Here is a 13,506-nt window from a genome sequence, read left to right on the forward strand (position 1 = left end):
CTCCCCTCCTCCCCCGCGAAGTGAGAATAGAGAAGTGAGAATAGAGAATTATTAACGACTCCAGACTCTCTCCTCTCCCCTGCTCCCCTGCTCCCCTGCTCCCCTGCCCCCCTGCTCCCCTGAGAATTGATAATTGTCAATTGTCAATTCCCCGCTCCCCTGCTCCCCTGCTCCCCTGCTCCCCTACTCCCCCTCTCCCCCTCCTCCGAGACACTGAGATTTCTGAGGAAAAATGTGTCAATTTGTAAAATTTTTGGTAATAATATTGGGAAGCAGGTTTTCCGATCTAAGGGTTCGGTAGTCCGAAATACCTAGATTAAAAGCCTTTGACTTGAGTTGTTTACTTGACTTGGGGGCAGATTAAGAAGTATTAATTTATTAGACGGGACTCAGCCCTATGTCCCCCGGGGTCTGAATTATTTTCCCTCACCTCTAGCTGAGTAGATGTTCTGCCTCAAGGCTAGCTCATCAGTCGGCCGACAGACGAGGAAGAGTGGATCTGCTAAGTCCCTTACTGTCTTCTTAGCAATAGTCTGCCTGAATCTGGGCAAATTCTGGGGCGGTGTTGTTCTACCCCCCCAACTGACCCGACAAACTGAGCAATCTAACCTGTTGAAAGGTATCAAAGGCAAAACTTGCTCAGGAAAATCGAAAATCTGGGATAATAACCAGAACCTTAAAAAAGGGACAGTCTCCCGTCTCTATTTCCGAGGACTGATTGAGGAATTGGGAAAAGAGATATTTAGTAAACGTAAATCTTGCATTGTTTTAGTGAAGCAAGAGGTTTTGAATTATGACAATTGCAGTCGGGCGCGTACAGCAGGAACGAGGCTGGTTTGATTCAGTCGATGACTGGCTAAAGCGCGATCGCTTCGTATTTATCGGTTGGTCAGGTTTATTGCTCTTCCCCTGTGCCTACATGGCCTTGGGCGGTTGGCTCACCGGAACCACCTTCGTCACCTCCTGGTACACCCACGGACTCGCCTCCTCCTACCTGGAAGGGGCAAACTTCATCACCGTAGCCGTTTCCTCCCCCGCCGATGCCTTCGGTCACTCCCTGCTCTTCCTGTGGGGACCCGAAGCCAACTGGGATTTTACCCGTTGGTGTCAAATTGGCGGACTGTGGCCCTTCGTGGCCTTACATGGCGCATTCGGGCTGATTGGCTTCATGCTCCGTCAGTTTGAGATTGCCCGCTTAGTAGGGATTCGTCCTTACAATGCGATCGCCTTCTCCGGTCCGATCTCCGTCTTCGTCAGCGTGTTTTTAATGTACCCCTTGGGACAATCCAGTTGGTTCTTTGCCCCCAGTTTCGGAGTAGCGGGCATCTTCCGCTTCATCCTGTTCCTGCAAGGCTTCCACAACTGGACACTAAACCCCTTCCACATGATGGGGGTAGCCGGAATCCTCGGCGGTGCATTACTCTGTGCCATCCACGGCGCCACCGTAGAAAACACCCTATTTGAAGACAGCGACCAAGCCAACACCTTCCGCGCCTTCAACCCCACCCAAGCGGAAGAAACCTACAGCATGGTGACAGCTAACCGTTTCTGGAGTCAAATCTTTGGCATTGCCTTCTCCAACAAACGTTGGTTACACTTCTTCATGTTGTTCGTTCCCGTAACGGGCTTGTGGATGAGTTCAGTGGGCATCGTCGGTTTAGCCTTAAACCTCCGCGCCTACGACTTCGTATCCCAAGAAATCCGGGCAGCAGAAGACCCCGAATTTGAAACGTTCTACACCAAGAACATCCTGTTAAACGAAGGTCTACGAGCTTGGATGGCTCCCCAAGACCAACCCCACGAAAACTTTGAATTCCCAGAGGAGGTATTGCCTCGTGGTAACGCTCTCTAGTCCTACGATCAGTAGTGGTCGTGATATTGAATCCACCGGGTTCGCCTGGTGGTCGGGCAACGCTCGCTTAATTAACCTTTCTGGTAAACTGCTGGGCGCTCATGTAGCCCACGCTGGCCTGATTGTATTCTGGGCTGGGGCAATGACCCTTTTTGAACTGTCCCACTTCACGCCCGACAAACCCATGTACGAACAAGGGGCAATCCTACTGCCCCACCTAGCCACCCTAGGCTTAGGCGTAGGCCCCGGTGGTGAAGTCGTCGATACCTTCCCCTACTTCGTCGTAGGTGTATTACACCTCATTTCTTCCGCCGTCCTCGGTTTAGGTGGGATTTACCACGCCATCCGCGGCCCCGAAACCTTAGAAGAATATTCTGACTTCTTCGGCTATGACTGGGCCGACAAAAACCAAATGACCAACATCATCGGGTATCACCTGATCCTGTTGGGCTGCGGTGCCTTGTTGCTCGTCGCTAAGGCCATGTTCTTCGGCGGTGTCTATGACACTTGGGCCCCGGGTGGTGGTGATGTTCGGATCATTACTAACCCCACCCTGAACCCCGCCGTTATTTTTGGCTACCTGATCAACGCTCCCTTCGGTGGAGAAGGTTGGATCATTGGGGTCAACAACATGGAAGACATCATCGGCGGTCACATTTGGATCGGCTTAATCTGTATCGGTGGTGGGATCTGGCACATTCTGACCAAGCCCTTCGGTTGGGTGCGTCGCGCCTTTATCTGGTCTGGTGAAGCTTATCTCTCCTACAGCTTAGGAGCTCTGTCCTTAATGGGCTTTATCGCTTCCTTCTATGTGTGGTTCAACAACACCGCTTATCCCAGTGAGTTCTACGGCCCCACCAACGCTGAAGCCTCTCAAGCTCAAGCCTTAGTGTTCTTAGCCCGTGACCAACGCTTAGGAGCTAACGTCGGTTCTGCTCAAGGCCCCACAGGTCTGGGTAAATACCTGATGCGCTCTCCCACGGGTGAGATCATCTTCGGTGGTGAAACCATGCGTTTCTGGGACTTCCGTGGTCCTTGGTTAGAACCCCTCCGTGGTCCCAATGGTTTGGATCTCGACAAAATCCAAAACGATATTCAACCTTGGCAAATTCGCCGCGCTTCTGAGTACATGACCCACGCTCCCAACGGTTCTTTGAACTCTGTGGGTGGGATCATTACTGAGCCGAACTCCTTTAACTATGTGAACCCCCGCGCTTGGTTGGGAACCTCTCACTTTGTGTTAGGCTTCTTCTTCCTCGTAGGCCACCTCTGGCACTCTGGACGCGCTCGTGCGGCAGCGGCTGGTTTTGAAAAAGGCATCGACCGCGAAACTGAACCCGTACTCTTTATGGAAGATATTGACTAAGGGTTAACTACTCAGTCAATGTTGGCGTGAGTTACGAAATCAGAGGCGACTGGAAACAGTCGCCTCTTCTATTTTGGGCTGGCTGAAAATGGATCAGGCTCTCAAAATAAGGAGAGCTGGATATAAGGACTATGCCAATTTGTCTCGCTCACAGGTCGAATGATCGTAGGATAATCCTCCAAACTGCGCCAGATTTCCTTTTCTTGAGATAACCAATACTCGAACACCTCAAAACGTTCATCTTCAGGACTCACTAATTGATAAACTCGGAGGCGTTTTCGAGGTTGGTTGGGGTCTTTTTTGTATTTAATACATTGGACTCCATAGCCGATTTGTTCTAACAGTCGCCGCACAATGACAATGGGGGTGGAATTCTTGGCTAGTCCAATCCCTAAGACAGTTTTAATAAAGGAACGATGGCTCAGGGCGAGATGCTGCATGGCTTGCAGGTCGGTGTCGCTGTTACAGAGTTCTCGTTCAGGGTGGGCGAGGAGGGTGGGAAGACCTAACTGTTCTAATGTGCCAATGGCGGCCCCAAGTTGGGAACGGTTGAAGTCTGGGGGGAAGATTGCCCCTTCTCCTTGTTCCATGAGTTGTTTGGCGATGAAACAATCTCGTTCACTGAGGTAGGGACGACCGAAGGTGAGGAAGTAGTGTAAGCGTAACTGACTGTACCATCCCTCGTCATCTCGGATGATGAGTTGGGGGGAGATGGTAATCCCATAACGCTGTTTTAGTTCGTATTTACGGACTTTGCGCCGTTGGCTGGGGGTTTTGATCAGTTGTTTTTTCAGGAGTTGATAGGTGGTTTCGGTGAGATCGGGACTTTGGGCGATCGCATTACATTCAAGGTGATAGTTGTGATCCCGTACTTGGGCGATCGCATCACCCAGAGAAACCGGAGAAGTGTCCGCTTTTTCTGGACAGCGATCAAGGTTTACAGCCTCCTCTCGGGGAGTCACCTCATAATGACCCTCTCGCAATAACCCCGTGAACACCATCTCACGATAGTTCAACATGGCCGCATTGAGACGGACGGCAAACTTAGCCCAACAGAGCAAAGATTCTGCCTGAAAGCCCGTTTCTAGGTCATCTAAGGCATCAAAATCCGACTGTTGGAGTAAACGGATGTTGACCTGAGTTAAACGCTGTCCTGAGTCAAGGAGGGCAGGAATCGAGGTGGATCCGTTGCCCACTTGGTTAAAGCCATAGGGTGCTACCCAGAGAAAGCGGGGTAGGTTTTCCCGCAGCCGTCCCAAGGCCTGACGGACAGAATTCTCGCTTTGGATGCCCTGGGCGATCGCCCACACCGAGGAAAAATGACCCCGTAACTCAATGCTCACCCCGGTTTCAATCACCGGACTGGCCAACACAATATCATAGTTTTTCAGTCGTTCATCCAGATTTTCCATAGACCCATAGGCGGGGTGGGTGGGATCGGCTAAAGACTCCGAATCTAGGCGCAAAATGCGGGCTGTGGGGAATTGGCTGGTTAAATAGGCCTCTAAATTGCAGGTTCCCCACTGACTTTGTAACTTTTGGGCCGAAAGACAGACAAAAGGCTTGCCCCCCTCAGCGATATGCTGCACTAAATCCTGTAATAAATGATCCGGCGTGGTTTCTGTGTAGTGGTGGATGGGCCAAGCGTCCTCCTGGGTGGGCTGCCAGTGGTTTTCAATCACCCAAGGCTGCACGTTTACCCCGGCCAACTTGAGGAGGTAATCCAGAGACACATCACTTAAATCGGCATCGGCCACATAAACCTGTCCTTGGTCCCCTAGGGTATTTTCTAACAAGGTTTTGAGGGATTTTAAAATGGCGACCCGTTGATTCTGGCAGGTGGTGGAGTTTAAACCGTGCCAGAGGACTTGTTCGACTTCATCGATAATCACCACCCCATTAGACCAATCCCCGGCCTTGAATTTGGCTTGGGAGTTGGGATGGAGGGAGTCAATACAAAGACCATAGCCCAAGGCTTGCCCGGTGGGATTGTCTTGGACATCGGTGATATACTTCAGCCCAAAACGTTGACAGAGGGCTTCGACTAAACGCACCCGATGGCCAATGACTAACACCCACTGTTGACGTTCTAGGGCTTTTTGTACCACTTGGGTTAAAAATTGGGTTTTGCCCGTGCCTTTGGGGGATTTGAGGCCAATTAAGCGGGCTTCTGGGGGAATCTCTAACTCGGGCAAATAACGAGCATTGAGGGAGTGGGCAGCCCGATAGGTGAGTTGGCTTAAACTGTGGGCTTTCCAAGTTTCTAGAGTCAGGGCTTGACTATAGGCAACTTCAAAGGCTTTCACTCCTTGGGCGGCAATTAAATCATCTACCCCTTTCCCTTGTTGGGGGTGCCATTGCACTACTCGCACCTCGCACCCTTGACGAGTCAGGAGATAGCCCGTTTGACGAATGGCGGCATTAACGGCTTGAATGGTTTTGGGTTTTTGGTCTTGGTCAAAAACGATATAAATGGGGCGCTTATTTTGGGCGAATTTTTCCAGTTGGGGGATGAGGCGAGACTTGCCGATGATGTTTCCCTCCTCATCTCGGGGGACTCGGTAGCCGCCATAAATTCCCGGAAGTGCGATCGCCGCAAATCCGGCCGTTAACAAAGCACCAGCCTTTTTTGCCCCTTCTGTAATACACAAGGGAATCTCAGGATGGGTGATTAACCACTGCCAAAACCCTAAATCCGGTTGTTGGGGGTCTAAATCTTCCGGCAAAATAGACACCTTGTAGCGTTGGGCGATGCGTTGCCACAGGTGTAACGGCACTCGTAGGGCAAAAATACCTGTATTGGTTTTGGGGGGGTGTTCGTATTTAATCGGTTTCTGCTTTTGGCTGCCATAACGGGGGGACATGGGTTTAAAACAGCCCCATAAATCCTCATCCCCCGTTAATACATCAATGCCAGAACACCACCATCCCCCCTCCTCAAGGTGTTGATAGCGCTTCAGAATCGAGTCGCGAATCCGCCCATCATTGCGTCGTGGCAGGTCATCGGCATAGAGAAGATAGTCGTAGGGGCGATCGCCTTTTAAGACTGTCACGTTTAAACGAGTCAGTTGATCATCAACACAACTCGCAGCCCATTCCTTCAAATAATACACGGTGTCTTTTCTTCATGACTCACTAGGGTATTCCATCCTACGCTATATCTAGCGGTCTGAGAAGTGGTCTTAAGAAAAAAATACTACTAATAGTGTACTAACGACAAAAATCAAGCACCCAGACAGATGTTGTACACCCGAGGGAGTTTTGAACAAGAGCGCGACGCACCCTCACCCCGCGCCCTAGCAGGTGGGGTGAGTTTTGAAGGTCAAGATATTGAGTGGGCAGGGCTTCCAATCTCCCGTTCTATTTCGTGAGAAGATAGAAGGGGATCGATTCCCTTGTGAATCAATCTGCCCTCAACTAAACCAAAAATCAAGATTATTAGAAAATTATTTTTTGTGTATGAAACCTTTAAGCAGATTTTGGCAAGATTGGGGCAAACGCCTGCTCACTACGAGTTTAGTTGCCCTTTTGCTATTACCCCTCTCTGTGACCTTAAGTGGCGCGGGATGGAATACGAATAGCCTTTCTTCAGGGCGAAAAAGCCAACTGGCTCAAGGAGATGCCATTACGGATCCCACAGCCATTTTACGCTATGCCCTACCCATTGAGAATCAAGAAGTGCGACAACTGCAAGGCAGTATTGAGGGTATTTCTACCTCTCTGCGTGCTAAACGGTGGAGTACGGTGATGCGGGATCTGAAGGATGCGGCACTGATCTTAAATTATGGCAAAGATGAGATTTTGGCCGATATTCCTAGCGATCGCCAAACTGAAGCCCAGACCATCCTAGCTCAAGTGACGGAGGATGTGAAGCAACTCCAAGCAGCAGCAGAGAATAAAGATAAACCTGTGGTGTGGGAAGTTCGACGACAGATTTTAAACGCTTTGACTGATCTTGAGGAGTTAATGGTAACAGGATTTCCCTTTACGGTGCCGGAAGAGTATGGGAATCTTCCTCAACTGAAAGGTCGGGCTACAGTGGAAATGGAAACCACTCAAGGGACACTAACGATTATTGTGGATGGTTACAATGCCCCAGTGAATGCGGGGAATTTTGTAGATTTGGTGCAACGCGGTTTTTATGATGGTTTAGATTTCTTCCAACGGGAGGGTTTTGTGGTGCAGACGGGTAATCCTCCGGGGGATGAAGAGGGATTTATTGACCCTAAAACCGGGGAATATCGAGCGATTCCGATGGAAATTAAGGTACAAGGGGATGACGAACCGATTTATGGCATTACCCTAGAGGATGCGGGGTTATATTTAGCCCAGCCTGCGTTACCCTTCAATGCCTATGGTGCTTTGGCGTTGGCTCGTCCGAGTGGGGATGCGAATGGGGGTTCGTCTCAGGTGTTTTTCTTCTTGTTTGACCGTGAACTGACACCGCCGGGCTATAACTTAATGGATGGTCGTTATTCGGTGTTTGGTTATGTGGTGGAAGGTCAGGATGTGCTTGCCAAACTAACGAATGAGGATCAGGTGATCCGCGCTCGGGTGATTCAAGGGGCGGATAATTTGGAAGTTTAGGATTGAGGCCGTCTGGGTTTTATGAGTGATTCAGGGCAGTTGGTGGGAGATTTGGGGGAACAGCATCTGTTGCGCATGGTGCAACGGTTCTGTTCTAATACCCTGATTGGTGATGATGGGGCGATTTTGTCGGTGTCGCCCGGTCATTTGCTGGTGGTGACGACGGATTCTTTTGTCGATGGGGTGCATTTTTGCGATCGCACCCTATCCCCCTTTGATGTGGGTTGGCGAGTGACGGCGGCCAATCTTTCCGATTTAGCTGCTATGGGGGCTAATCCCCTCGGAATTACCGTGAGTTTAACGCTCCCCAATGATTTGCCCTCAGCTTGGGTACAAGGTCTATATGAGGGCATAAACGCTTGTCTGACCCAATATGACACGCCTCTGATTGGGGGAGATTTATGTGGGGGATCGTTGGTAACGGTGGCGATCACGGCATTGGGGGAAACCCTACCCCACCGGGTGATCCGTCGGGATTTTGCCCAGGTGGGAGATGCGATTGTGGTGACGGGCTATCATGGGGGGTCTAAAGCGGGTCTAGAATTATTGCTTGATCCCCAACGGGGGGAGGTGTTAACTCCACGTCAACGTCAGAGGCTGATTAACTGTCATCAACACCCTCGCCCCCGTCTAGATGTGCTACCAGAGTTGTGGAAGTTGGACGAAAGCCTACATCTGGCGGGAATGGATAGTAGTGATGGTTTAGGAGATGCGATCGCCCAAATTTGTCGCGCTAGTCAGGTGGGGGCTGTGATTAATCTAGCTCGCATTCCGATTCCCCCGGGCTTTAGCCATTGGCTAGAGCCTGAAACCCTATGGGATTGGGTCTTCTACGGCGGAGAAGATTTTGAACTGGTTCTCTGTCTTGCCCCGGCTTTAGCTCGGAGTTTAGTCGCCAATTTAGGCCCCCGGGCGGCTATTATTGGTCAAATTACTGCCTCTCCCCGCATTCTCTTACAAGATGCTCAAGGTCACATCCTCCCGCAAACTCTCAGCCTAGAGCGCAGTTTTCAACATTACGCGCCACAGGGAACAGGGAACAGGGAATAGGGAATAGGGAATAGGTGATAGGGAATTTTTCCCCTGCTCCCCTGCTCCCCTCTCCCCTATTCCTGACTCCCCGAGTTATTCAGCAAGCGCCCATGAGGATCTTCAAATTAGGATCTTCAAATTGGGGGGATTTTGCGGTTTTGGCGGAGTCCAAGGATGGCTGAACTCCTGATTTTAAAAGGCGGCATCCAGATTTGAACTGGAGAATAGAGGTTTTGCAGACCTCGGCCTTACCACTTGGCTATGCCGCCGTAAATATCCGAGATCCAATTCTAACAGAATGAACGGGTGCTTTACAAGTCCCGAGTGGAAAACTTTTCACGACTCAAGGCACAACCTAGGCTACAATAGCGGTCGGTTTCTGTCCACATTGTCACCGATGATGCTTACCCAACGAGTTACCTTGGCTCCAGATGTATTGATGCAGGATTTAGCGGGAGAGGCCGTCTTGCTCAATTTGAATAATGAACAGTATTTTGGTTTAGATGAAATCGGCACGCGAATGCTGGAAGTGCTGCAAGAGTCAAGTTCTATTGCGGAAGCTTCGGCGGTGTTGGTGGAGGAGTATGATGTGGACATAGAACGCCTAAAAGCCGATTTGCTGAAGTTTGTGGATGAGTTATTAGCTTATGAGTTGGTGGAAATTAGTGAGGGGGAAACTTAGGACTTATGGGGGGTTATCTGGGCGATCGCGTTCTTGTTTCCTCTTAGCCCTATTCGCCCTGCCCCTAGTGACGCTCTCCCTGCAAGTCTTGGGGCTAAAACGCACCCAAACTCTCCTCAACTCCCTCCCCACCTTCCCCCTGGCCAATGATGCCCTCCCTACAACGGCAGAAATGGTTAAAGTGACCGCTCGTTATACCTCCACCTCCTGTTTACCCCAAGCCCTAGTTTTACAAACCCTCCTCCGGTGTCAGGGGGTGGACAGTGTATTGCGCATTGGGGTAAGACGGGAAGGACAACAACTAGAAGCCCATGCTTGGGTTGAGGTACAGGGTCAACCCTTAAATCAAGGGACAGAGGTTTATGAGGAGTATCAGGTGTTTGCACCGTTAACGGGAAAACCGCACTTGTAGGGCTTCTCGGGCTTGTTCTCGGTCGTCAAAGTGGATCTTTTCGGTACCGAGGATTTGATAGTCTTCGTGGCCTTTTCCGGCAATGAGAACCCCATCCCCCGGTTCTGCGTCTAGAATAGCCTGACGGATGGCGGTAGCGCGATCGCCAATCACCACCGGATTCTGACTCGGATCAATCCCGGCCACCACATCCCGCAAAATTTGTTCAGGATCTTCCGTGCGCGGATTGTCTGATGTCACCACGGCGATATCGGCTAAGTCGGCAGCGATTTTTCCCATTTTGGGGCGCTTGGTGCGATCGCGATCGCCCCCACAACCAAACACACAAATCGCTTTCCCCGCAATAAACGGCCGAGACGCTTTCAACAGGTTTTCCAAACTATCCGGAGTATGGGCATAGTCCACAATCACACTAATATCTTGATCCGGGGAAATTTGCACCCGTTCCATGCGCCCTGGCACCCCCGGAAACTGGGTTAAGAGTTGGACAATCTCCGGCAAACTCACCCCTAAATGGAGCGCCGCCCCCGTTGCCGCCAAAACATTCGCTAAATTAAACTGACCCACCAAAGGCGATTGAAATTCTATTTCCCCTTGGGGGGTGTGTAACATCCCCTGAACTCCTGTGGCCTCATAGCTTAAATCACTCATCCACAAATCCGCCGAGGCATCGGTGACACTATAGCGCCAGACTTTCTCCGGGGGTAAACTCTCAATTAACCGTTGTCCGTAGGGGTCATCTTGGTTAATCACCGCCCGTCCCTTTAAATACTCCGGGCTAAAGAGTAACGCCTTGGCCTGATAATAATTTTCCATCGTTTCGTGAAAATCCAGGTGATCTTGAGTCAAATTGGTAAACACCGCCACCTCAAAGGGACATTGTTTGACCCGTCCTTGAACCAAAGCATGGGAACTGACCTCCATCACCGCGTACTCACTCCCGGCCTGTAATGCGGTGGCTAATTGGCCTTGTAAGTCCACCGCGAAGGGGGTAGTATGAACGGCCGTCTCCTCATAGCCTTGCCAACGCACATATAACGTCCCCAAGAGGGCTGTGGGTTTATTTACCCCTCGTAAAAAGTGTTCAATTAAATGGGTCGTGGTAGTTTTGCCATTGGTTCCCGTCACCCCTACCATATTTAACTGTTGGGCGGGCTGTTGATAGAATAGCCCCGCCACTTGGGCGCAGACCTCCACTATATCGGGAACAACAATCACACAGGCCTCCTTGGGGGGGCATTTCGCCGCCGCTTCTGGGCTAATTAGGGCGGCAATGGCTCCCGAGGCGATCGCACTTTCCCAGAACTCTCCCCCATCCACTCGTGTTCCCGGCATCCCCATAAACAAATCCCCCGCTTGACAAGCGTGGGAATTGGTCGAAAGTCCTTTCACTTCAGTTTCTAGTGCCGGGTGTTCCGGGAGTTGCCCTAGATTCGGCACCTGCGCCAACAATGCTTTTAATGTCGTCATAGCCACTCCTCTTAGTGCGTTGTTAGACCCTTGGGGATTTCTTCCCAGTTAGTATTACATTCTTAACGTTTTTTTTAACATACGCTCCATTTGCTGTATAGGGAGACGAGGAGAAAGACGGGGTAACACCACCTCCTCCCCCTCCACGACTTGGGCTAAGACCGGAATTTCGTACTCATAGGCCTCAAACCAATCTGCACGGGTGTTAATATCCCGCATCTCCAACTCTAGGGATAAATTGGGCAGTTGGGTCAGTTTCTCCGCCAAGGTTTCACAGAGATGGCAGCCCGGTTTATGATAAAAAATCAGTTTCATCGCTAGGGTTTCTAGGGGAATCCGGTTCGTAGTTGCGCTTTAGCACCCAATCAGGAATCCGGTTCGTAGTTGCGCTTTAGCACCCAATCAGGAATCCGGTTCGTAGTTGCGCTTTAGCGCCCAATCGGGAATCCGGTTCGTAGTTGCACTTTAGCGCCCAATCGGGAATCCGTTTCGTAGCTGCACTTTAGCGCCCAATCGGGAATCCGGTTCGTAGTTGCGCTTTAGCGCCCAATCGGGAATCCGTTTCGTAGTTGCACTTTAGCGCCCAATCGGGAATCCGTTTCGTAGCTGCACTTTAGCGCCCAATCGGGAATCCGGTTCGTAGTTGCGCTTTAGCACCCAATCAGGAATCCGGTTCGTAGTTGCGCTTTAGCGCCCAATCGGGAATCCGGTTCGTAGTTGCACTTTAGCGCCCAATCAGGAATCCGGTTCGTAGTTGCGCTTTAGCGCCCAATCAGGAATCCGTTTCGTAGCCGCACTTTAGCGCCCAATCGGGAGTCAGGAATGGGGAGTCAGGAGTCGGAAATAATTGTCAATTATCAATTGTCAATTATCAATTCCCTACTCCCCATTTCCTGTATTAGCCTCGCATTTTTTCAGACCAGACGCGAGTGGGTAGGCCCCAAATATAAATAAAGCCTTCAGCCGCCTTGTGGTCAAAGGTATCCTCAGAGGTGTAGGTGGCTAGACTGGGGGCATAGATTGAATTTTCCGATCTGCGACCCACAATCATCGCATTGCCCTTAAATAGCTTCACACGCACCACACCACTGACCCGCTCTTGGGTTTGGTTAATAAAGGCATCTAACGCGCCTTTCAGGGGACTATACCACAGCCCTTGATAGATCAAATTGGCGTAGGATTCCTCAATATTCCGCTTGTATTGGGTCACATCGGCCGTGAGGGTGAGACTTTCGAGATCCCGGTGGGCTTGGATTAACACCAACAGCGCGGGGGATTCGTAGATTTCCCGCGATTTAATCCCCACTACTCGGTTTTCAATCATATCAATGCGTCCTACGCCATGATTGCCCACAATCTCATTGAGTTGGGTAATCAATTCCACCGGACCTAAAGCGTTGCCGTTGAGGGTGACAGGAGTCCCTTTTTCAAAGCCAATTTCGACATATTCCGGCTCGTTGGGTGTTTCTGCGATCGCCTTCGTCATGACAAAAATCTCCTCGGGAGGTTCCGTCATGGGATCTTCTAACGGCCCCGCTTCAATACTGCGCCCTAGCAAGTTACGGTCAATACTGAAAGGAGAGGACTTTTTCACCGGGGTAGGAATGCCGAATTTTTCGCCGTAGGCAATAGTTTCCTCTCGACTCATCCCCCACTCCCGGGCTGGAGCTAACACCTTAATGGAGGGGTTTAACGCCGCAATGGAGACATCAAAACGCACCTGATCATTGCCTTTCCCCGTACAACCATGAGCTACGGCATCGGCCCCATATTTTTCCGCCGCTTCTACTAGCATTTTAGCGATTAAAGGGCGCGCCAAGGCCGTCGCAAGGGGGTAACGGTTCTCGTAGAGGGCATTAGCACGAATGGCCGGGAAAGCATAATCTACCACAAAACTTTCCTGACCATTTTCCACCAAAGATTCCAAAGCACCGGAATCTAGGGCTTTTTTCTGAATCGGTCCGAGTTCTTCCCCTTGACCTAAGTCTGCGGCCAAGGTAATCACGTCCTGAACACCCCATTCTTCTTTCAGGTAGGGGATGCACACGGAGGTATCTACACCACCGGAATAGGCCAAAATCACTTTATTTGCACGACCCATAGCT

General features: G+C 50.7%; 10 protein-coding genes and 1 tRNA gene. 6 read left to right on the plus strand and 5 right to left on the minus strand.

Annotated features, from left to right (window positions below; translation table 11 throughout):
• Nucleotides 1-793 precede the first annotated feature (793 nt).
• Complete coding sequence (psbD, locus tag K4A83_RS08005) at nucleotides 794-1,852, plus strand: photosystem II D2 protein (photosystem q(a) protein) (protein WP_017306012.1); 1,059 nt, start codon at nucleotides 794-796, stop codon at nucleotides 1,850-1,852.
• Nucleotides 1,836-3,218, plus strand: a complete 1,383-nt coding sequence (psbC, locus tag K4A83_RS08010) for a photosystem II reaction center protein CP43 (protein ID WP_265263954.1) — start codon at nucleotides 1,836-1,838, stop codon at nucleotides 3,216-3,218. Before psbD ends, psbC begins: the two co-directional genes overlap by 17 nt.
• 101 nt (nucleotides 3,219-3,319) lie before the next feature.
• On the opposite strand, the gene K4A83_RS08015 is transcribed toward psbC, so the two are convergent.
• Nucleotides 3,320-6,331 (minus strand): plasmid replication protein, CyRepA1 family, encoded by a 3,012-nt coding sequence (locus K4A83_RS08015; RefSeq protein WP_265263955.1) that lies wholly within the window; start codon nucleotides 6,329-6,331, stop codon nucleotides 3,320-3,322.
• A gap of 346 nt (nucleotides 6,332-6,677) precedes the next feature.
• On the opposite strand from K4A83_RS08015, the gene K4A83_RS08020 reads away from it, so the two are divergent.
• Nucleotides 6,678-7,805, plus strand: a complete 1,128-nt coding sequence (locus K4A83_RS08020) for a peptidylprolyl isomerase (protein WP_265263956.1) — start codon at nucleotides 6,678-6,680, stop codon at nucleotides 7,803-7,805.
• Nucleotides 7,806-7,826: 21 nt separating this feature from the next.
• A complete protein-coding gene (gene thiL / locus K4A83_RS08025; protein WP_265263957.1) occupies nucleotides 7,827-8,855 on the plus strand; it encodes a thiamine-phosphate kinase in 1,029 nt (342 codons plus the stop codon).
• A gap of 179 nt (nucleotides 8,856-9,034) precedes the next feature.
• Here thiL and K4A83_RS08030 read toward each other — a convergent pair.
• A tRNA-Cys gene (locus K4A83_RS08030) sits at nucleotides 9,035-9,106 on the minus strand.
• Nucleotides 9,107-9,234: 128 nt separating this feature from the next.
• On the opposite strand from K4A83_RS08030, the gene K4A83_RS08035 reads away from it, so the two are divergent.
• Together K4A83_RS08035 and K4A83_RS08040 are read left to right on the plus strand one after the other, a co-directional pair.
• Nucleotides 9,235-9,519, plus strand: a complete 285-nt coding sequence (locus tag K4A83_RS08035) for a PqqD family protein (RefSeq protein ID WP_265263958.1) — start codon at nucleotides 9,235-9,237, stop codon at nucleotides 9,517-9,519.
• The gene (locus K4A83_RS08040) at nucleotides 9,485-9,931 is read left to right on the plus strand and encodes a lasso peptide biosynthesis B2 protein (protein ID WP_265263959.1); all 447 of its coding nucleotides are present in this window, start codon (nucleotides 9,485-9,487) and stop codon (nucleotides 9,929-9,931) included. The genes K4A83_RS08035 and K4A83_RS08040 overlap by 35 nt, the downstream gene beginning before the upstream one ends.
• Here K4A83_RS08040 and K4A83_RS08045 read toward each other — a convergent pair.
• From K4A83_RS08045 to K4A83_RS08055, 3 genes are all read right to left on the minus strand, one after another.
• A complete protein-coding gene (locus K4A83_RS08045) occupies nucleotides 9,908-11,401 on the minus strand; it encodes a UDP-N-acetylmuramoyl-L-alanyl-D-glutamate--2,6-diaminopimelate ligase (RefSeq protein ID WP_265263961.1) in 1,494 nt (497 codons plus the stop codon). The two genes, K4A83_RS08040 and K4A83_RS08045, sit on opposite strands and share 24 nt — an antisense overlap.
• Nucleotides 11,402-11,455: 54 nt before the next feature.
• Entirely contained in the window at nucleotides 11,456-11,716 is a 261-nt protein-coding gene (locus tag K4A83_RS08050) for a glutaredoxin family protein (RefSeq protein ID WP_265263962.1), read from the minus strand.
• A gap of 583 nt (nucleotides 11,717-12,299) precedes the next feature.
• On the minus strand, nucleotides 12,300-13,502 hold the full coding sequence (locus K4A83_RS08055; RefSeq protein ID WP_265263963.1) for an argininosuccinate synthase: 1,203 nt from the start codon (nucleotides 13,500-13,502) through the stop codon (nucleotides 12,300-12,302).
• Nucleotides 13,503-13,506: the final 4 nt, after the last annotated feature.

This window comes from Spirulina subsalsa FACHB-351 (assembly GCF_026130165.1).
Lineage (GTDB): Bacteria > Cyanobacteriota > Cyanobacteriia > Cyanobacteriales > Spirulinaceae > Spirulina_A > Spirulina_A subsalsa_A.

Excerpts from the sequence above, each read along its gene's own strand:
- K4A83_RS08045 (WP_265263961.1), bottom strand. The coding sequence starts at position 11,401 with ATGACGACATTAAAAGCATTGTTGGCGCAGGTGCCGAATCTAGGGCAA.
- thiL (WP_265263957.1), top strand. The coding sequence starts at position 7,827 with ATGAGTGATTCAGGGCAGTTGGTGGGAGATTTGGGGGAACAGCATCTG.
- K4A83_RS08040 (WP_265263959.1), top strand. The coding sequence starts at position 9,485 with ATGAGTTGGTGGAAATTAGTGAGGGGGAAACTTAGGACTTATGGGGGG.
- psbD (WP_017306012.1), top strand. The coding sequence starts at position 794 with ATGACAATTGCAGTCGGGCGCGTACAGCAGGAACGAGGCTGGTTTGAT.
- K4A83_RS08020 (WP_265263956.1), top strand. The coding sequence starts at position 6,678 with ATGAAACCTTTAAGCAGATTTTGGCAAGATTGGGGCAAACGCCTGCTC.
- K4A83_RS08035 (WP_265263958.1), top strand. The coding sequence starts at position 9,235 with ATGATGCTTACCCAACGAGTTACCTTGGCTCCAGATGTATTGATGCAG.
- K4A83_RS08050 (WP_265263962.1), bottom strand. The coding sequence starts at position 11,716 with ATGAAACTGATTTTTTATCATAAACCGGGCTGCCATCTCTGTGAAACC.
- K4A83_RS08055 (WP_265263963.1), bottom strand. The coding sequence starts at position 13,502 with ATGGGTCGTGCAAATAAAGTGATTTTGGCCTATTCCGGTGGTGTAGAT.